21 protein-coding genes are annotated in these 19,679 nt (G+C 59.6%); all 21 read right to left on the reverse strand.

Annotation, left to right across the window (positions count from 1 at the left end; genetic code table 11):
- Positions 1-3 precede the first annotated feature (3 nt).
- Complete coding sequence (locus tag AWB80_RS17825; protein WP_143328070.1) at positions 4-606, reverse strand: lysis system i-spanin subunit Rz; 603 nt, start codon at positions 604-606, stop codon at positions 4-6.
- Between the two features lie 801 nt (positions 607-1,407).
- Positions 1,408-1,905 (reverse strand): lysozyme, encoded by a 498-nt coding sequence (locus AWB80_RS17830; protein WP_061175981.1) that lies wholly within the window; start codon positions 1,903-1,905, stop codon positions 1,408-1,410.
- 71 nt (positions 1,906-1,976) lie between these two features.
- Positions 1,977-2,219, reverse strand: coding sequence for a hypothetical protein (locus AWB80_RS17835; RefSeq protein ID WP_087131376.1), 243 nt, complete (start codon positions 2,217-2,219; stop codon positions 1,977-1,979).
- A gap of 249 nt (positions 2,220-2,468) precedes the next feature.
- Complete coding sequence (locus AWB80_RS17840; RefSeq protein WP_061175982.1) at positions 2,469-3,443, reverse strand: pentapeptide repeat-containing protein; 975 nt, start codon at positions 3,441-3,443, stop codon at positions 2,469-2,471.
- A gap of 20 nt (positions 3,444-3,463) precedes the next feature.
- A complete protein-coding gene (locus tag AWB80_RS45435; protein WP_061175983.1) occupies positions 3,464-6,544 on the reverse strand; it encodes a phage tail protein in 3,081 nt (1,026 codons plus the stop codon).
- Positions 6,532-7,281: a C40 family peptidase gene (locus AWB80_RS17850; RefSeq protein ID WP_061175984.1), complete on the reverse strand. Its 750-nt coding sequence runs from the start codon at positions 7,279-7,281 to the stop codon at positions 6,532-6,534. Before AWB80_RS17850 ends, AWB80_RS45435 begins: the two co-directional genes overlap by 13 nt.
- 6 nt (positions 7,282-7,287) lie before the next feature.
- The gene (locus AWB80_RS17855) at positions 7,288-7,974 is read right to left on the reverse strand and encodes a phage minor tail protein L (RefSeq protein WP_061175985.1); all 687 of its coding nucleotides are present in this window, start codon (positions 7,972-7,974) and stop codon (positions 7,288-7,290) included.
- A complete protein-coding gene (locus AWB80_RS17860) occupies positions 7,971-8,330 on the reverse strand; it encodes a phage tail protein (protein WP_087131377.1) in 360 nt (119 codons plus the stop codon). The genes AWB80_RS17855 and AWB80_RS17860 overlap by 4 nt, the downstream gene beginning before the upstream one ends.
- On the reverse strand, positions 8,327-11,038 hold the full coding sequence (locus AWB80_RS17865) for a phage tail length tape measure family protein (protein WP_061175986.1): 2,712 nt from the start codon (positions 11,036-11,038) through the stop codon (positions 8,327-8,329). The genes AWB80_RS17860 and AWB80_RS17865 overlap by 4 nt, the downstream gene beginning before the upstream one ends.
- On the reverse strand, positions 11,028-11,531 hold the full coding sequence (locus tag AWB80_RS17870; protein WP_087131379.1) for an HK97-gp10 family putative phage morphogenesis protein: 504 nt from the start codon (positions 11,529-11,531) through the stop codon (positions 11,028-11,030). Before AWB80_RS17870 ends, AWB80_RS17865 begins: the two co-directional genes overlap by 11 nt.
- Before the next feature lie 10 nt (positions 11,532-11,541).
- Positions 11,542-11,925, reverse strand: coding sequence for a phage tail assembly protein T (locus tag AWB80_RS17875; protein ID WP_143328071.1), 384 nt, complete (start codon positions 11,923-11,925; stop codon positions 11,542-11,544).
- Between the two features lie 20 nt (positions 11,926-11,945).
- Positions 11,946-12,281: a hypothetical protein gene (locus AWB80_RS17880; RefSeq protein WP_061175989.1), complete on the reverse strand. Its 336-nt coding sequence runs from the start codon at positions 12,279-12,281 to the stop codon at positions 11,946-11,948.
- Positions 12,282-12,322: 41 nt separating this feature from the next.
- Positions 12,323-12,787 (reverse strand): phage tail tube protein, encoded by a 465-nt coding sequence (locus tag AWB80_RS17885; protein ID WP_061175990.1) that lies wholly within the window; start codon positions 12,785-12,787, stop codon positions 12,323-12,325.
- Positions 12,788-12,854: 67 nt separating this feature from the next.
- Complete coding sequence (gp17, locus tag AWB80_RS17890) at positions 12,855-13,208, reverse strand: tail completion protein gp17 (protein WP_061175991.1); 354 nt, start codon at positions 13,206-13,208, stop codon at positions 12,855-12,857.
- Positions 13,198-13,494 (reverse strand): phage head closure protein, encoded by a 297-nt coding sequence (locus AWB80_RS17895; RefSeq protein WP_160147454.1) that lies wholly within the window; start codon positions 13,492-13,494, stop codon positions 13,198-13,200. The genes gp17 and AWB80_RS17895 overlap by 11 nt, the downstream gene beginning before the upstream one ends.
- A gap of 4 nt (positions 13,495-13,498) precedes the next feature.
- Positions 13,499-14,089: a head-tail connector protein gene (locus AWB80_RS17900; RefSeq protein WP_244206564.1), complete on the reverse strand. Its 591-nt coding sequence runs from the start codon at positions 14,087-14,089 to the stop codon at positions 13,499-13,501.
- A gap of 21 nt (positions 14,090-14,110) precedes the next feature.
- Positions 14,111-15,487 (reverse strand): phage major capsid protein, encoded by a 1,377-nt coding sequence (locus AWB80_RS17905; protein WP_061175993.1) that lies wholly within the window; start codon positions 15,485-15,487, stop codon positions 14,111-14,113.
- An 84-nt stretch (positions 15,488-15,571) separates the two neighbouring features.
- Positions 15,572-16,531 carry a S49 family peptidase gene (locus AWB80_RS17910; protein WP_061175994.1) on the reverse strand — a complete coding sequence of 320 codons (960 nt, stop codon included), beginning with the start codon at positions 16,529-16,531 and terminating at the stop codon, positions 15,572-15,574.
- The gene (locus AWB80_RS17915) at positions 16,528-17,781 is read right to left on the reverse strand and encodes a phage portal protein (RefSeq protein ID WP_061175995.1); all 1,254 of its coding nucleotides are present in this window, start codon (positions 17,779-17,781) and stop codon (positions 16,528-16,530) included. Before AWB80_RS17915 ends, AWB80_RS17910 begins: the two co-directional genes overlap by 4 nt.
- Positions 17,782-17,784: 3 nt before the next feature.
- On the reverse strand, positions 17,785-17,970 hold the full coding sequence (locus tag AWB80_RS17920; RefSeq protein WP_061175996.1) for a hypothetical protein: 186 nt from the start codon (positions 17,968-17,970) through the stop codon (positions 17,785-17,787).
- A complete protein-coding gene (locus AWB80_RS17925) occupies positions 17,967-19,679 on the reverse strand; it encodes a terminase large subunit (RefSeq protein WP_061175997.1) in 1,713 nt (570 codons plus the stop codon). Before AWB80_RS17925 ends, AWB80_RS17920 begins: the two co-directional genes overlap by 4 nt.

Here is a 19,679-nt window from a genome sequence, read left to right on the forward strand (position 1 = left end):
CAATCATTGCTGCAGTGTCGCGCGACGGTAAGCTGTGGAGCAGTGGCCCGCAATGACGCCCGACTGCTGGAGCGTGCAGACGTAACGCTGCAGATATTCAGCCTTCGCGCGAGCGTCGTCGTCCGCGTCATCGACTATTTCGAAAAGATCCTTTCCAACCGCTGGTGATAGCTCGGCGTAGCCACAGGTTCCATCGCCCATCCCGCCGGCGGCGGGATTTGGATCCGGGGTATGTCCATGGCCAGCGTTTGCGATTGCGATGCACAGCCGACGAGTGCCGTCAGCAATAGCGGCGCGATTCTTAGCGTTATCTGCCTCATGCATTGTCTTTTCACGGTGAAATTTCTTGTCGAGGGCGGCGATACTTTCCGCCGCAGCGTTGTGGACCGCAATCGCGTCGCTCATTACCCTTGCGGCGTGCTCTGAGACGGTCGCGAACTTTTGCGCATTCTTCTCGTTGTCGCGAGCGTGGGAAATCCGTTCTTCGACAAGCTTGCGATTTTCCACGAGCTTCGCTGTCGTCGCTCCGATGCAAACACCGACTAACCCAGCTGCGAGCCACGCGATCGCACGAGTACTGACCGCGCATTTCATATTGCCAAACATCGTCTTATTCTCCGACACCTCAGTCAGATCTTCATGCTGCCCGGGTTTGATGAATCAATTTCATCCATGGATTATCGACTTTCCTCAATCGGCATCTGACAACTCAGACTATTTCTAGTACCCGTCCTATTGACCTCATGCCGTAGGGCTTGTTACGTTTTAACTCTCACTACGCATTCTCAGAAGAATATGAAACACACAGATCTTATTTCGGCAATCTTGATGTGGCTATTTTTGGGACATGGGACAGTTCATGGTAGAACGCAACTCGAGCCGGGGACGCCCACACCATACGTCCACGCAAGCAATGGCGTGCCGGAATGGATCTTCCACGTACCACGGGATCCCCGCGGAGTCTCTGAACCTTGGGCTAGCCTCCAGTTTGCTCTCCTTGACGATATCTTGATGGTCCAAAATCCAACTCCCATGCTCGTGAAATTCTCGCCATTCATACAGCTGGAGCCGAGTGGTCTGATGGTTTTGCTGCCCAAACCTTATCTCCGCCCCGGAGAAACGTTTGAACTTCGTGTTCCCCCTCGGGGGCCGAGTACTCAAGCTGTCTTGTTGGAGCCTAAAACATATAGCGAGCCTCCTGGTACGCGTTATCGGATGCGAGTATTGCACTTCGGTCGGCGCTGATCGCACGCCGCTTTGAATTGCAATCGGAGATCGTTGGCTTTAAGCCACCTGATTTCATGAAAGCGCTACATTAAATTCAAACGCTGGGATCGCATTAATAGATCGACTACAGCGGCGCTGCGCGTGCAATAGCTTGCCATCTCAAGGCTGTTGCCGACCGAATCACAAACCTGCTTCGCAGAGTGAACGTTCGGCGGCCCGCCGTTTCACCAACCCAGGAAGAAGTTTGCCTCGTGAGAATACCCATCTGGGTCGATTGCTGTCAGACTCGTTCATCGCACGACATGCGCCCCTCCAGTCGTGCGCGTTGAATCGTTTCGCGGTCGTGCTGCTACAGTAGGCTTCGCCCCCAATGTTGTATGCGAAGCTAACGGCTGCGGCAAGTTGGTTCGGGTGGTCCTTCAATACTGGCGTGCATCGGAGCACATCGTCAGCGTGCGCTATAAGCTGTCGATTTAGCGACTCCCGGCACTCATCCGCCCGGTATCGCTTCCCGACGACCACGTCGTGCGTGTCGCCGCTACACTTCGTGGCAATACCGACAGGATCGAAATAGCCGCGATGGATGATGCCTTCGAATCGAGGCACGATGCAGTAGAGAATCGTCGCGGCCGCTGTGCCGACTACCCCGGCCAGCGCACCTTTCGCGAGGTTCGCCATTCATTAACCTTCAGAAGCAACAAAGCCCCAACTGCCAGTGACAGACGGGGCTTCGTTTGGATTCAACGTGATCAACCGTGGGCCGACTCGCCTTCGCACGCGCGTTCGGCGCGTCGATCTTTTCGCCAGGCGAACACGAAGCTCGATCCGATGTACGCGAGGGTGGCGACGGCCACCCACCAATTGATGTCGTGGCTGCTCAACCACAGCCAGAAGTTCCCGCCCACCACAGGCGCGCCCTTCGACATATTCACCAAAAAATCTTCCTTCATCGCTTCTCCCAAAGCCATCTTGTGAGCGAGCGCGCGTGCCATTGCGGTTTTGTGATGAGCCTAAAAAAAAAGCCGCCTGAAGGCGGCGAAACCCATGTACACGCTTCAGCAGTGACCTCACGCGCGTCACCCAGCAATGGACACAGGGTGACGCGCGCAGAGCAGTGAGGTTGAGTTCATTTTGACAACCCAGCCCCTCTCACGCAAGAGTACACCCGTGCTCAACAGAACCAAACGCTCTGCATCTACGGCAGTAACTGATCGCTCATTCCGTTTCAAGCGCGTTGCTCCCTACCGCTCCATGCCGCCCACCTTCGCGTCGCGCAAATTCGCGCCCGCGAGATCCGCTCCGCGTAGCTTCGCTTGCTCAAGGCGCGCCCCGTCCAGGTCCGCGCCGCTCAAGTCTGCACCAACGAATACGGCTTGCGTCAGGTCGGCACTTCGGAGACATGCTCGGCTCAAATTTGCGCCCTTCAACAAAGCGCCAATAAGAATGGCACCGCGCATGTCGGCGTCGCTCAGGTCCGCGCACGTCAGATCCGCTCCCGTAAGGTCGGCATCAACGAACGACGCGCCGGCGAGTGATGCGTTAGCCAGCGGTGCGGCGCCGCGCTGCGCGCTGCTCAGATCGAGGTGCTGCAGATTCTTCTTTTCGAGCAATGCCTTTTGCAGTTCATCGGCGAGCTTATCGCTTTGCATCGTGAGAATCACCGCACCCGTGTGGCGGTTCTTGATAGCGCTTCCGGCTTTCCAGCCGTTGTCGTTGCGAATTGCACCGTCCAGATTCGCGCCGTCCAGGAGTGCACCCTTCAGGTTGCAATCCCTCAAGTCCGCGCCCTTCAGATCTGCTCCATAGAAATTTGCTCCGTTAAGGTCTGCGCCTCTCAATACCGCATCGGTCAACGTTGCCTTCAAGAAGCTCGCCCCGGCCATGTTCGCCCCATCGAGTCGCGCCGCAGCTAGATTCGCCTCGTCCAGCCTACTCGCGCGAAGATCGGCCTTCTTCAACAGCGCACCGGAGAGGTCGGCCGCGTACAACGTCGCGTCCGCAAGCATCGCGCCGTCGAGCCGTGCATTGTGCAAAGGTGCGCGCCACCCTGGCACGCCATCCAGGTCTATTTGGCCTAAGCGCACGTTTTTGGCAACAGCTTCGCTCAACGTATCCCTGATATCGTCAGTAGTCTGTTCGATAATGACGACGCCAGTGCGCCGGTTTTCATACTTCCAGTCCTTGTTCCAAGGGATGCCGACGAGGATGTCGTTCACTTTTCCTATCCTGAATCACTCTAAAAGCCGATGCCCGGTTCCGTCTCACTCGGATACCATGCACTCAAGCTGAAACTCCCGCGATCGTCCGATTGCCTGCCATAGCGAACCCGTGCCCATACATAGCCTCCGTGCTGCGCGGGGACGGAAAGCATGGGGGACCTCGCCGGCCCCGTGAACGTCTGGTCCGCGTGATCGAAACTTTGCTCCTTACCAATACGTAGCTCGACTACGAAGTCCAACTCGCGCGCGATTTGCTCGAGATTCAAATGAAACAGCACGCTTCCAGGAATAGTCCGGTCCGACGAAATCTTCGTGACGTAGACGAGACCTTTCAGAGCGGCAATCGCCTTGGCAACAACCGAGAGACTTCCGCCCCAACCCTGCGCCCCTACACGCGCTGTATAACTGCCGGGCACAACGTTGTCGAAGATTTGATTTGATTGAAGCCCCCCTGCGGTCGCGGACCGCGATACCCCATTCGGCCCAATTAGCCTGACGTTGTATTGCTTCACGCCAAGAGCGAATTTCCATGAAACTTCTGCTGCCAGCTTTCCTTCAGGCCCCATGACTGCTCGAACGGCCAGATTAGATGGCGAATCGACCGGCACATATTTCCCGTCGAAGATGTTGCTCGTCGCCGCGTTATCCACTGCAGCATATTTCTCCGGCTCGTGCCGCGTCGCGGTGATACTAAAGGCATGACCTTCGTCAATCTCCGAGACGCTGACCACTCGAAAGCGTTGCGTGGCCGAAGCAGTTGACTGTAAAGCCCACGCCGCGCCTCTCACGGGTGCCTCCTTGAACGGAGCCGAAAGCGTCACAACCGCCCCGCTTGCTTCGGCGATCTCGACGCTGCAAGCTCGCGCATCGGGCAATATCACCATGAGGCGGTCGCCATGCTGGGCGTGCACGCTCCGGTCGAGGACTACGCGCCCGGCCGCGTCAATTTCTTTGATGCGCCCACCCGCACAAGAGAGCGAGCGCAATGGATCCGCAATCTCGATGACCTGTCCCGGTAGCGTCAGAGCACCATCGAGTCCGACGCTGAATGTAACGGTTTCCGTCTCCAGTCGCGATGTCTGCAGCAACCATTGACCTGCTCGTTGCGCCTGGCTCCGACTCGCGCAGCCAAACGCCGTGATTTCTGCGGCGTTATATCCATACAGCACGATGCCTTCAGCATCTTCAACGGTCTCGACCGCTTGCTTATAGCCATTGTGCGGGTTGCACCACGTCACGCTAGCCGCCGTGTACCGCGACTTCAGCGAACTGCCCCTGTACGTGAATGTCCCATTGACGACGTTCGCAGGGTTATAAACGTAGACCGGGTCACTCGGCATATCGGCCGAACTCAGCACACTGCCCGCGCTCCAAAAGACGATACCTCGAAACACACTGGCAAGCTGCTGAAGCAGTGCAAAGGCGTGTGAACGCGAGGTAATGTGGCAATTACAGGCGAATCGCGGCTCCTTGCCACCGTCGCCGTTGGGAACGAGCTCGTCACAATACTTCGCGATCGCGTAGAGCCCGTAACGATCGACCATCGCCTCCTGCACCCAGGCGCCCGCACCATATCGGCGATTGAGCAACACATCCCGAAAGATCCACGCGGGATTATCGGTCCACCGGCGCTTGAAGGTGCCATCCCATTGCCCGTCGTAGCGACGAGCAATGGGATCGTAATTGCTCGGGACTTCAACGATCAGCCCCTTCACGTCATAAGAACGCACTGGAATGCGATCAAAGTTCTCAGAGGTGATCTGCAAGGCCATCAATGCGCTCATCGGATAGCTAAAGTGTCCGGTACGACGCTTCGTGTAGCTCTCGATAAACACTTTTCCGTGCTTCTTCGGATCAGTCCCATCCGTGCGCTTCACTTGAAGACGAAACGGCTTGCCGGACTCCCTTTTAAACACATAGGTTTTGTGATACTCCTGACAGATACCATTAACTTGGTCCGCTATTTTTTCCAAGACTTTGCCGACTTCCGAGGGCACTGATGACATCAATTCGATATCGACCGCCGCATTGCTGGGCTTGCCGTTATCGTCCCAGCGCTGATCGCTAAAACGCAGCATGAGTGCGATCTCATCGACGTCCGGCTCATCCAACTCAAGCACCCACGGTAACGGAATGATCTGTTTAGGCTTGTTTTTCCCCTGGTCGATTTCACGCCGTCGTAGCTCGACACCAACGTGAACCTCGTTGGCGGCCGCATCGACCACCTTGCCTTCAAATGGCAACTGACCGACCTCCCCGCGGCGATAAAAAAAATTATCTATCTCAAAGTTCTCCGTGCCGTCGAAATTCTGCAAGGGAACATCGTCCAGGTAGACTGAGCGGCGCTCCGGTCCCGCAGTCTCCGAAGCGCTCTCGCGAACGAACCCTTCAATCTCCCCTTCAGAGACAAGATCAATAGCGGTATAGATGACTTTGCTGTTGAGATACTTATTCTTGTGGTCATCTCTTTCAACGGGATCTTGCGGTGCATCTTTCCCCTCGCTTGGCTGCCGGACTTTCTTCTCCGGCACATCCTCTGCCCGCACGCACTCGCTGATCACGGTTGATCCTACGCGCATGCGCCCATAAAGTAGTGGCGCGGGGCCGCCCTGGGCAGTAACGTTCTGAATGCCGGGCATGCCATGTTGGTTCAGCCGCGGCGGTGTCGGCGTCTGCGGTGAAAGCATCTGCGCGATGCCGCCCAGCGCGAGTGACCCGCCCATGAGCATCATATCGATGCCAAATACGTTGCCCGGCATGATGAACATTGATGCGGCGCCCGCTGCAGCGAGCGCAACCCCAGCAATGGTCTGAAACGCGCCTCCGGCTTTACTACCAGCTAGGACTGGCGCGATCCGAACCGCATCGTCGCCAGGCACCACGTCAAGCTGTGTTTCGCTAACATTGCGTTGACCGACGAACACCGCGTAGCGCACACCCCGCTCCCCGCTCTTGCACAACTCTTGCCAGAATCCCGGGATCATGACGCCCAGCGCACGCAGCGCGTCACGGGGCGAGCTGACGACGTACCGATGCTCTCGGCCGAACTTAGCACCCAGACTGCCGTACAGTCGGATCGTTCGAACTACCTGTTCCATTCAAGCGTCTCTTTGTGGCGCATCACATGTGTGACGTGCGCACGGTAGCGCGGCAGGCCCTCGCGCCGCGATAGTTGATTCCATAGGTGATGCAAGATCTCATCGCCGCCGAGATAAATCGCAGCGTGGTTCGGGATCCCGTGACGGCTGGCGATCGCCATGAATAGCACATCACCTTCGTGCAAGATCGCATCACGACCGACGCTCACGAAACCAGCCGCTTCATAGTTGTCGACGTACAAGGATGAGTGAGCGTGCTCCCACCAGTGTCCCGCTCTCGCGAAATCGGGTAAATCGAGGTTGAGGGCTGCGAGGTAATATCGCCGCACGAGCCCATAACAGTCCGTTGCGCCGTGCACGAAGGGAACACCTAGCAGTGGAATACAATCGGCGCTGTGTCCGAAGCGATGAACTCGCTCAATTGCAGGCCAATGGTCAGCACCACGACGCACGCTCACGATGATCCACTCGGGAACGCTCGACGCCTCGCGGGCAAGCAAGTCTGCGATGCTCGGCCAAGCGCCGGTATCCGGATGCGAGTGAACGATCGTCTGGATTGCACCCTGTTCTTCAGCGCGCGTGTAGGCCGCTGGCGCAATGACAAACCCATGCGCAGGATCGACAGCGATGTTGCTGCACGCAATGTAGCCGTCGTTGACGATCAGGCCACACGCCTCGTTCGGATAACACCGCAGCGCATGCGCTTCGATGGCCACACGTGCACGATCGTCCAGCATCGCCGGTCACCCTCTCCTGAACGAACCCGCTACACCCGCCGCAGGAAAGCCGCCGAACGGCAAAGCGGGAGCTGTGATGTGGCGACGCCGACAACACGCGAGACGCTTGCCACACGCATCCTCTTCCGGTTTATCTGTCGGGCTGTTGTTGCGCGTGAAGTAAGGCGGCCCCTCATAACCGCATTCAGTCCCCCCGTAGGTCCATTGACACACTGATCCAATAATTTGCCGTGCCGGCAGCTTGCGGCCTGACAGATCCAGCGCCGAGCTCAGTGAGAACTCAACGAGGCTCGCCGTTTCGAGCGTCTTCTGCTCGATCTGCCATCGCTCCACTGGCATTTCAGCTGTCGGATCGGCGCTCGGGCTACCGTCGAGATACTGCGCCAGAGTTCGTCGCCGGTGCACCGGGGCGCCCACTAAGTCGGAGCACTTCATGCACAGGTGAGAGACAAAGCCGTTCAGATTGGCCACGCTCATGGTGGGCGTCGGCTGAGCCGCATCACCCGTGCGCCCAAGACCTGCCACCTGCAGCGGCCATGGCCCGTACTCATGCCCGTTCCATTTGATGACGCCGCCATGCTCGTGCGCATGAAATCGCAAGATTTCGCTGTTCCAACGGGTCAAATCAAGCTCGTACAGCTCGACCAGCGCGCCCGGCTCCAGGCGTTGCACATCTGCTTTGACGGCGCTCATGAATCGAATACCTCTTTGAATGTGACACCCAGCGAATACAAGCCGCCGCCCAGTGCTCGCGTTTGCACACCTTGTTGCGCATCGACTCGAAACAAGGCTCGCGTGCGCAGGGGCGGCGTCCAATAGAACGGCTCACTACCGCGCGTTGAATCGAGGAAGGCTCGAATCGCTTTGATCTCCGACCCATCCGCGACGAAACGCAGCGGCCACGCGTCGGCGATATTGCGAATGCCGTCCGGGACCGCCTGGCTATAGCCGTCGCCAAATTGCACCGTTCGCACGCGGTAATGGGTCGTGCCCTCGGCACCCACCAAGGGCGACCAGGTGAATGTGCGTCGCGGCAAGGAGGGCGTCATCCGAAATGCCCCTGCGAGATCAGGCTGGCGACACCCCCTTGTCCACCCATCTTGCGTGCCATCCGCTGATCGACGAAGCCGCCCACCAATGCCAACAACTCACGCAAGTCGTGCTCGCTCAAGCCGCCGCTGCCGTGATGATTGACTTCCAGATGGACCTGAGCGCCACTAAATCTCGGACCCGCGCCACTTAGATTCCCCACGAGTCCACCGGACGCGAAGTGCGCGATGTGCTTTGAGTTGATCGCATCGAGCAATGCGTGATGCTGGCGTGCCGCGTCCGCGTTCACGACATACTCGCCGTTGGACAACATCGCCGGAATGCTGTCGCTCGTCCCGGTTCCCGGCCCAGTGATCAGTCCGCCCTGCGCATGTCCAACAAGCTTGAGAAAGGGGATGCGATCCGTCAGACCGCCCAACGCCTGATGCAGCGCAAGCTTCGAGATGTCCGCGAGCAAGCTGGCGACGAACTCTTTGACGTTGAGCTTGCCCGTTGTGACGAACTTCGCCACGGCATCCTCCATGCGGCCCATCTCTGCGACCACTGCGCGGCGCGCCAGCTCCGCTTTGCCTTGCGTGTCCTTGAAAAAGTCCGCGACGCCCCGCTTCGCTCCCCCCGCCCAGTCGCCCTGCAACCGTCTGAGCTCGTCATAGTGCTTCTTCGCGTCCTCGATCGCCTTGGCGTGCTCCCGCTCAATCTCGGCGAGGCTTGTGAGATATTCAATGCTGTTCAGCAATTCGACAGACGCGCCTTTCTTCAACGCCTCAAGGGCTCTCTGATAGCGCGTGGTCGCTTCATTCAGATCGCGGCGCTCGTCTCGACCCAGCCGATCAGCGTCCCGCTCGCCGAGCTCGCGCGCGTAGCGTTGTTCACGCGCTTGCCTGAATTCGCGCATGCTCTGCTGAACATGCTGCGCCCGCTCCTCGAACTTTGCCCGCGCCTCGCCCAGCTTGTTTGCTTTCTCAAGCGCAGCGTTCTGCTCAAGCTGCGCACGGATCGCCTTCTCCGAATGCTGAAGGCTTCTTTCCTCCGCGCTCGCGATATGCCGCTTGGCGGCCGCCATCTTCTCGTTGAACTGTGCCAACTCCTTCTGTGCGTTTGTCAGCTTATCCGTCGTGCGCGATTGCGCCTCGAGCGCTGCACCCTGCTCGCGAATACGCTCAAGATAACGCGCTCCAGCATCGATTCGTGGCGCATGAACCGCTCTGGTGTGCGGGCGGTAACGCTCCTCATTGTGGGCAAGCATCTTCTGGCGTTCTGCGTCCAGCGTCCTGAGTTCCTCGCGAGTCTTGCCTGCCGCTTCACCGGCTCGCTTCACCGCATCGAAGTATTCGTTCGTTTCCTTATTGGCATCGGCAAGCTGCTCCTTGGGCGTGCGGGCCTGCTTCATATACTCGGCGTGATGATTCATCATCGCCTTGAACGTCTCGACACTCTTCTGGTGCGGGTCGTTCTGCTCACTCGCTCTAAGCGAAGACTGTACGAGACGCTGGGCATCGGCGATCCGCCTCTCGATCTCTGCTGTATTCATCCCGCCCGGATTCAACTCCGGGTCGAGCAAGGCCCCGCGCGCGGCCTTTAGCTCGTCTTGCGCCTTCTGCAGCGCGTCGCCCTTGCCCGTGATACCGCGCCAGACACGGTCCCACTTCTGACCGAGCGTCTCGTAGCTCTCGGCCATCTCGCGATTATCGGATTGCACCGCCTCACGCGCCTTCTTGCTGGCCGCCTCAACGAACGCCGCCCACGCGCCTGCCTTGTCGCCCGAAAGGTCAAGAATACGAATATGGTCGAGCTGCTCCTTGCTCAGGTCGTGATGTTTCTCGTTCCAATCGCGCGCGGCTTGCGTGGCATGACCGTACGACTGCAGGAACTGGCGCACCACCTCATCGACCGACTGGCCTGAAGCCTTGGCGAACGCCGCAATCCCCTCGGCAGCGTGCTCCAGGTCCGCTCCGGCCACGTGCCCTGAGTTGGCAAGCGCCATGAGCGCATCGCGAGCGTCGCCCAACGACACGCCCACGCGCCGCGAGATAATGTCGGAGTACGCCTGCAGTTTGCCCTGCGTGAGCGCCGCATAATTGCCCGTGAGCGCCATCGCGCGATCGAGCTTCTCTTGCTGCTCGGTCAATTCATGAATGGCATGATAGGTGGCAAACGCACTCGCACCCAAGGCGCCCAGCGCGATACCTGCCGGGCCACACAGCAACGGCAACACATCGATGCGCTCGGCCAGCACCATCAACGAACCCACGAAGTTCTTCCAACTGCCCTGCATCGCCTCATGACCGAGCACGAACAATTCGCGCCGAGCGGCGACTGACCCCGCTCCGAGGTGATGCATGGCCCGTGAGGCCGCTTCTGCCTTCGCAATCAACGGCTCCGCCGACTCGGCAATGCCCAAGTTAGCCGCTTTCAAACGCATCAGATCGAAGCGCGTCTTGCCAGCGGTGCCCGCAATCTTCTCGAAGCCCTTCACCGCCGCGCTGACCTGCCGTGCCGTCGCGGCACTACCCACTCTGACCGCTTCTTCAAGCGCGCGAGCGGTCAGCGCGCTGCTCGCCGCCATCTGCTGCTGACACGCCTCGTACTTGCGGGAGGTGGCCTCTTGATTCGCCACGAAACCTCTGGCGGCTCGGCTGACCTTCTCCATGCCCGCTTCGAAGCCGCTCGCATCGACACTGACACGCGTGACGACCTCACTGGCCATTGCTTGCCTCCTTCAGCTTCTTCTCGACCACTTCTGCCATCTTGCGCGCGGCCGCCGCCTTGGTCGCATCAAACGCTGGTCGAATGAAGGGCTGCGCTGGCGTGCGCGAGCTACCGAATTCGATCTCGCGGATCGCGCGCGCGAGCGTGCTCTGGGTCAGCTTCACCCTGTTCTGCTTGCCCAGTTCGACGAAGCGTCCGTAGAACGCATCCTTGCTCCACGTGATCAGGTATGACGCGTACTTGCCCGAGACCGACTGTTCTTGGTCATACGCAATCAACATGTGATCCCGCAAAAAACCTGGCCAATGCGGCTGACCCCGACGCATCCCGTCACGCTCGCCCACTGGCGCGCGACGCTTGATCTCGTTATGAATGACACGCGCGCCGGCGACTGCTGCCTGACGCAACGTGCTTTCGCTCACCGCCGCGTCGAGCTGACGCAATGATCCGGTCAATGCCTCGAGATTCTCGACTCGATAGTGTTTGCTCATTGCTCATCACTCATGGCTCAACGACCTCGCCTTTGCGCACGACTACGCGCCCGCTGCCAGAGCGCTTAATCGCGTCCAGGTCGATACCGAACGCGCAGGCCGCGATCTCGTCCGCCCCGCGTTCGCACTCACCCACGTGCTCGGGCGCCTGAAGCGATTCGCGACTCCACCCTGACCACGGCGTAAACTCCGCCGCACGCAGCGCCGGAGAATTCTTGCCGCGATTCATGTTGTAAAGGAGGCTCATCAGCGTGCCCACCCGCAGATCCTCAATGTGTTCGCCCCAGGGCTCCCGCTCAAATAGCGCCACCCAATCCGCATACTCAGCACTGGACACCTCCAGCTTGGCGCGCCGGACCGACATGCCCAGTTTCGAGGCGATGCGCATCCACATCAATTTCCGCGGGTCGGCCCTCAGTTTTTTGAGGCTTCCTCCTGCGCGCGCTGACCGAGCGCATTCAGGCGCATGGCGATCTGTGAGAGTTCTTCCAGCAGGGGTGCGCGACCCGAACGCATGGCGGTCACATCGTCTTCGCTGAACATCGGCGTGTCGTTCTCATCCACGACCGTCGCCGCGATCAGCGTCGCTTCGAAACCGCTATTGCCACCGCCGCTCTTGGCGCTGTCGTACAGCGCATCGCGCGCGGCTCCCGAGAGTTCCCGGAATCGCACGGTCGCACCACCCAGCGCCTTGACCGGCTCTTCAACGACTTGCGGCGCGAACGCCGCGAGGATCTGTTCCTTGTTCATAGAATTTGTCGCGGCACTGCCGCGCTCCTGAAGTTGATGTTTTATGGGCCAGGCGTCACGACGATGTCGCCGGTGATCTCGAGGTTGACCGTGCCCGACACGTACTGATCGACCTTCGCTGCGACCGGGAAGTCCTTCACGAAGGCCGTGAATTCGATCGTGGACTTGTCCGAGAGCGTTAGCTTGAAGTCGAGCGGCGCACCGGCGCGCTTGGCTTCGAGCAGCGCTTTGTGAGAAGGCTCCTTGAAGTTGATGTGCAAGGCGATCGCGACCTGCCCCCAATCTTGCAGGCCTGGGCGCTTCTCCTTGCCATCACTATCCAGGCGCGTGACATCGGCCATGCTTGCCGAGCCGTTAAAGCCCGACACGTCAGTCAGGTTCGCGACCTGCATCCAGTCAACCGTACTGGACGCGGCGCGATAGTGCAGCACTGTCTTTTGCGATGGGACGGCGCTCGAGCTTTTTTGGCCCTTTCCGTCATCCTGCAGCGTTCGCGTGTCTGCCATGCCATGGCCCTCCTATTCGAAACGTAAAAAGCCGCCTGGCAGGCGGTTGATTGATTTCCATTTCAAGCTAAAACTTGCACCACAAGTTCACGTCGACACGACTGCCATGCAGCTGCGTCTCATGCTCGTACACGTCCCCGGGTGCACCGAGCGGAACCGCCCCCACGTCCGGCGCGATCAAGGCATGCAGCACCTTCTGCATAAGCGATGATCGACCCTGAGGCGTTGGATGCCACACCGCAATCTGCACGCGCGCCTGGTAATAATCGAACAGCGTGCCGCTCAGATCGACCGTTATCTCGCCACCCGAGAATTGATAGACGATCCACGGTGGGCGCACGCCCTGCTCGGCCACGTCGGGGAACACGTGTCCGTCGGCCAGATGCTTCAAGGCGCGTTCAACGATCTGATTAGCGCTCATCGATGACACACACCAGGTCAATGTGCTCGCGATTGACGAGATCCGGCTGCACCGTCTCAATACGCATAACCATGTCGTCGACCTTGGCGCGCATGCCCGGGCGCAGAATCGTGCACAGCGCTCTGCGATACCGGATGCGCACGCTCGCTTTGACAGCGCTTAACGGCGCATCGGCTGCAATGACTTCCTTGCCGCTCAGCATGCGCACATACGCCTTCCTGTCGACCACCGGCTCCCACGTAATCGACTCCGCATCCGGATCCATAACACGACGTTCGATGAACACGCGACTATTCAAACGACCCGCCTCCATCAGAACCTCGTCGGCACGCAGATGGGCGCAAGCAGCGTGCGGCATACCCACCCGGCATGGCCGTGAGCGCCTGGCCTTTGGCAAACAGCTCGCGATGGTCATACGCCCACGCGGCCGCAAGCAGCATCCACGAACGCACCGATGGAAACCGGGACAGGTCGATGCCAGCCTGGTACGTGATCGTCACCGCGGTAGCATTGGGCCACGGGCATTCACCCAGCGGCGCAAGCAGTGATTCTCGGCCGAGCTGCACGAGTTCGTAGGTACTCACATCGAGCGTGGTCGTCGCCGCACTGGATGAGATTCGAGCCACTACGCTCTCGACGCGGACCACCTGTCCAAGCGATAACGAAAGCGCCTGCATTGGGAAGACGGCAATCCTTTCCACGTATCGTGCTTTTCGGATCGCCGCGCCCGACTTACTTTCTGCTGCCTGGCGCGCGCTGGGGATCACGATACGCTCGATGAAATCGCGTTCATCATCGTCGTCGATGCGACACTGCGCGGCGACGTCCTTGAACGTCAGTGGCTCCGAGTCGTCCAGGTACTCAACAAGAACAGCCGCCATGCGCTTCCCCTTCAGCGTGACTCAGCTGCCCCATCTCACGCCCGTGAGCACGGCGATTGATTCGACGTGACGCGGGCCGAAGTCGTTCTTCGCGATGACACGAATCAACGTTTGATCACGCTGGAAAGCGCTCACCGTTTCAGTTGTGCTGCCGTTAGTGATCGAGTACGTCGCCTCCTTGCTGTAATCGATCTCCAGTGTCTCTTCTTCACCAATGAACACATCGCCGAAGTCCACGAAGTAGATCTCCGATGCGTTCGCATCATTGTCACCGGTAGCCTTGTTGGTGGAAGGTTTGTCGGGAGTAGGCTTGTCGGAGCCAAGGTTAATTGGCACCTGCGTGGTCCGACCGACCGAATACCCCTTCAACATGCCGCTGTCGAGCTCCGGATAGACCTTGTTGCCGTTGCCGTCGCGCATGCTTGACAGAAAGCGGAACACTCGCGGAGCCATGATCCAGCCGGGCGAGATCATGTTCGCGTCGGCGCCTTCGAGCGCGAGAATCGCCTTGTTTAGGTCGGTCTCGACTTTTTGAATCGTCGAACCATCGCTTGCGGCGATCTTGTTTTCTGCGATCGCCCAGTGAAGCAGCCCCTTCGGCGTGTTCGCCGTCCCATCGTCGCGAATGAACGCCTTGTCTTCGCGCGTACCGATCGCGCTCGTCAGATCACCGACGACGATTTGGTCGATATTCGGATTCACGCCCGCATACTTGATGAGATCGTTGGAGATCGGCACCAGCGCGGCGAGCTTTTTCGCCGTCAGCTTCAAGTCATCAAACGACTGTTTCGTCACGCCGATATCGCTGTCGGACCCGATGTACCCCACGACCGCTCCACCCTTCAATCGCGGAACCGTGATGTTGCCGTTCGAGAGCGGCAATGTGCGTGCGCCAAGCCGACGGACGACCGACTTCGGACGCAGCAGCTCGATCACATCGCTCGACAGGTTTGTCGGCACGAGCACGCCACCCGCGCTCGATGTCAGCGTGTTGAGCGACATCGCTACGTCCTCCCCAAAGCCGCGCTCCATCGCCAGTTTCGAGGCGAGTTGCGCATCACCGCGCGCAGCAGCCAGCGCGCGGACCATGCGCGCCATTTTCGCGCCCTTCACCTCCGGCACTTTGGGCTGCGCCGGGACGCTCGACGCGGCTGACCCGGCGGGAGCAGCGACGGCCGCCGGCGTCGGATCGACACAGACCGCTGCGGTGGCAGCCATGCGCTCGGCTGCCTCGACGCGTTCGATCTGCGCCGTGAGCTCGCCGAATTTCGTGCTGAGGTTGGCGAATTCAGTATGCTGCTCGGCCGACAGCGCAGTGCCGCCGGCTTCAATCGCAGCCAGCGCCTGCACCTGTTGATTGATGCTGGCGCGTTCGCGGCGAAGTTCATTGATGTTCAAGTTCGGTTCTCCAATAAAAAACCGCCCGAAGGCGGCAGTGCTCGATTGCAGGCGCGAACGCGCCGATTCACAGGTGAGGCGGTGTCAGTACAGGTTTCGCATGTTCATCGCGGCAGCCCGAGCGGCCACGCTGCGACCCGGCTTACGCTGCGCGCGCGATGCGCCAATTTCTGACGCAATTCGGTTCACGGCGGCTTGAGGCGTCTCGACGCTGTCGGCAAGTCCCGCCGCCACACCGTCCTTGCCGAAGAACACACCCGCTTGTGTGTCCTTGACCGCCTGGGTGGTGAGACCGCGGAACTGCGCGATCGCATCGACAAACTGCACGTAGTTGGTCTGCACCATGCTCGTGAGGCGCTCAAGCGACTGGTCGCTCAGCGGCTCGTGCGGCGTCAGATCGTTCTTGCGCCCGCCCGCGAACACCGAGGTGACCTTGATGCCTTGCTGCTCATCGCGCTTAGACACATCCAAGTGCTTGGCGATCACGCCGATGGAGCCCACGCCCGAGGTCTGGCTCACGATCACGTTCGACGCGGCCGCCGCAATCAAGTAACCGCCTGAGAACGCCGAGAAGTTGACGATCGCCGTGATCGGCTTCAGTTTCGTGGCCGCACGGATGTCGTTGGCCAGCTCGAACGCGCCGGTCGAGGTGCCCCCGGTGCTGTCGATATCGAGAATGATGTGCTCGACTGCTGGGTCTGCTGCTGCCTGATTGACCGACGAGCGCAATCCCTCATAGCTGGTCATCGGCTCGCACGCGTTCAGATGCGCGGATCGCGAGACGAGGATGCCCGACACCGGGATGATGTCCAGTCCGGTGTCGGCGACAACAGCGCGACGCCGATCGGGCGCGCTCGCCATTTGTGTACTAGCGCTGATGCCGTCATCGTCCATGAGCTTCGGCTGCGTTCCGTTCACCGTCAGATTGACGATGTTCAGGTGCAGCGCTTGATTGGCCCATTGAACGGCCAGCGACATCATCTGATCGCTGACGAGCTGCGGCTGATTAAAGATCAGGCTCGCAAGTCTAAGGTGCGGCTTCATGAGAGGATCCTTTGAACGTCTTCGATTTGCGCGTTGGTCGCCTTGGTCGTAGGCGGCGGCATTGGGAGCGGCTTCGAGGCGTCCACCATATTGAGCGGGCTCAGGTAGATGTCCCCGTTCTTGATCGGCGGCATATTTTCCAGCCGTCGAATATCGTTGATCGACAGCCAGCCCCATTGACGACCTACCGCATACGCCGCAAAGCGCGACGCCTGATCGCCGCGCAGCAACCCCGCGAGGTTGTATTCGATGAAGTACTGCCTGCGCTCGGACGGCAACAGTAAGTCACGCGTCTTCGCTTGCTCGTGCCGCTTGACCCACGGCATCAGCGTGTAGATGACAAACTGAATCTCCATCTGCTCGATGTTGTCGAACGTTGCCCGTTCGAGCTCGTTCACCATATGCGCCGGAATCTTATAGATGCGCGCGATGTCCAGCGCAGACAGCCGCATCGCCTCGATCAGGGCCGCGTCGACGTTCGTCATCGACAGCGGCTTGAAACTCATGCCCTCTTGGAGCAGCGCGACCTTCTTGGTGTTTCCAGGGCCACCAAATTTATTATTCCATTCGTCCGTCACCCGATCGACGCTCGCCTGATCTTTGATCGGCGGGCTCGTACTCGGTCGCTCGATCACGCCAGAGAGCACCGTGCCGTTCATGAACGACCGTCCGGCATACTGCTGGATCGCCTGCGCATGCCCGATCGTGTTCGCATGCAACATGATGGGCGACAAGCCCGTGTAGCTGTTCATCGTCAACCATCGAACGTGGTGGATCAGGCGCTGGGGCATCGGCTCCGAACCGTTCACGCGATACATCGGCCTCAGGTCTGGGCCCTTCATGACCATGACCGATTCGTGGTCGAGCGGATACAACCCCTGAACCACACCGTCCGAATCGCGATCGATGTAGCTGTAGCTGTTGCCGCGAAGCCCAACGGACAGCTGCGTTTGCTCTTGATACTCGAACGGCGTCTGCCACGAATTGGGTTCGTACTTCAAGACCGAATACAGCGGATGATCGACTGCAGGCCTGCGATCGTCTCCCGACCGCTCATACAACTCGATCGGCAACTGCGCGACGCTCTCGGAGAGTAAGGTGACGCAGTTCTGCAAGACGGTCAGCGACAAGGCGCTTGAGGTCGTCACGACCTGACCCGCTTCGGAGCGCGTGCTACCGAATAGCGACGAAATCCACCCGCCCACGCCCGTCTGAGACATGCTCGGCAGCCGATGCTTACTGAAGAACATCGACTACTCCTGCGCCCGCGGTACGTGTGAGATGCGAGCAGCTGCACGATCAGCGAGGTAAGCCCAGAACAGCAGGAGCACACCTGCCACGATCAGTCCCGCCGGCACGCTGATCAGCACCACACCCGCGACAAGCAGCCCGAAACCGAGCAAGCCGGCGATCCACGCCGCAGCACCGATTAGATTCAAATGCCCATCCCTTGATCGTAGATTGAAACCGAACTCGCCAGATTCGCGAGCATCGCTCGGCCGATGGCCATAATCAATGCCACCGCGCCGTCGATCTTGTTGTCGTTGCCCTGCTTGATCGGGCGCACAACGTCGTCGTTGCCCGGCAAATTCTTGCCGACCACGTTGCTCACGCACCAGGTCATGATCGGATCGCCGTCGTGGTGAAACCGACCAGACACGATGGCGGCTTCCAACTCCTTCATCGGGTCGGACATGTTCGTGTAGTTCTGAATAATCGTGACCGGCGTCAACCCCTCGTCTTCCAGTTGGTGCGCAAGGTTCGTCGCGCCGTGCGGGTCCATCGGCACACATTGCACAGGGCACGCGCGGTTTGCCTCGACGGCCTCGTTCAGGATCTCGCGATAGTCGATCTCTGCTCCAGCAGTCTCAAAAAGGTGCCCAGCGTTCACCCACTTCTGGTAACGCTCGGCCATCCGCCGGTTCTCGGTGTTTTTCACTGTGTCTTCTGGCACCCAGAAGCGCGGTGCCACGCTGTAGTAGTGCCGTCGTCCGTCGATGTCGCGCCAGAAGAGACGCGCCATGCTGTTCAGGTCGAGCTTGCGCGCCATGTCGAGCGCGAGAATGCAATCCTGGCCCTCAAAACGTTCGAGCGTCAGCGTTGTGTCTTCGCGGCCCTTCCAATCTTCCAAGTTGAAGTAGCCCGCCTTCGCCGACGTCCAGACATTCAGATGCTTCGTCTTGAACGTGTTGGTGAAGCGTGCGGACTTAATCGCGCGCTGCTGCTGACTCTCCAGATACTCCTGGTAAACCGAGATACCGATGTTTGGGTTGGCTTTCGCTAGTACTCGCGGATCGGTCCAGTCGTCGCCTTCGTCGATGGTCCAGATCCACCCAAAAAGCTCGTCGTCGGCAACCGTGCCCTCAAGCATCTCGATAACCTGCCGCCGCTTGTCGTAGCACGGGCCCTCGATGTTTGCACCCGCTGTCGTGATGATGAACATCAACGGCTGTCTGCGCGCGCCCATGCCTGTGAGCATCGTCTCGTAAAGCGCGGAGCTGTCGTGCTCGTGGTACTCATCGACGATCGAACACGAGGGCGATGCGCCGTCACCTGGATTGCCGATCAGCGGCTCGAAGCGGCTGCCGTCCTCCGGTTTATTCATGTTCGAGGCGTTCACCTCGATGCCGGCAGCCTCGATCAGCAGCGGCGAGCGCTTCACCATCAAGCGCGCAGGCCGAAACACCTCCCAGGCCTGTTTCTCAGTCGTCGCGCCCGCATACACTTCCGCGCCAAACTCATTGTCCGCGATGAACATCGCGATGCCGACACCGGCAGCAATGACGCTTTTTCCGCACTTGCGCGGCACTTCCCAATACGACTCGCGAAACCGCCGGAACCCGGATTTCTTCCCAACCCAACCAAACGTGCACATCAGCCCGAATTTCTGCCACGGCTCCAGCGTCACGAGCTGGCGCTTGAATCCCCACTCACCTTTGACATGCGGCATCAGTTCGATCAAAGCGAGCTTTTTCTCTGCCGCTGCTGCGTCAAACTTCCAGCGAAATTCCTTTCGACGGCTCGCCGCGAGGTCGTCCAGATGCCGCTGACACGCAAGTTGCACGTATCTGCAGGATGACCGTTTCCCGCGCACTACTTCGCGCGCGAATCGGAGACCTTGCTCCACGCGCGGATACGTGCCTGCCAT

It is taken from the genome of Caballeronia pedi (assembly GCF_001544915.2).
GTDB classification, from domain to species: Bacteria; Pseudomonadota; Gammaproteobacteria; order Burkholderiales; family Burkholderiaceae; genus Caballeronia; species Caballeronia pedi.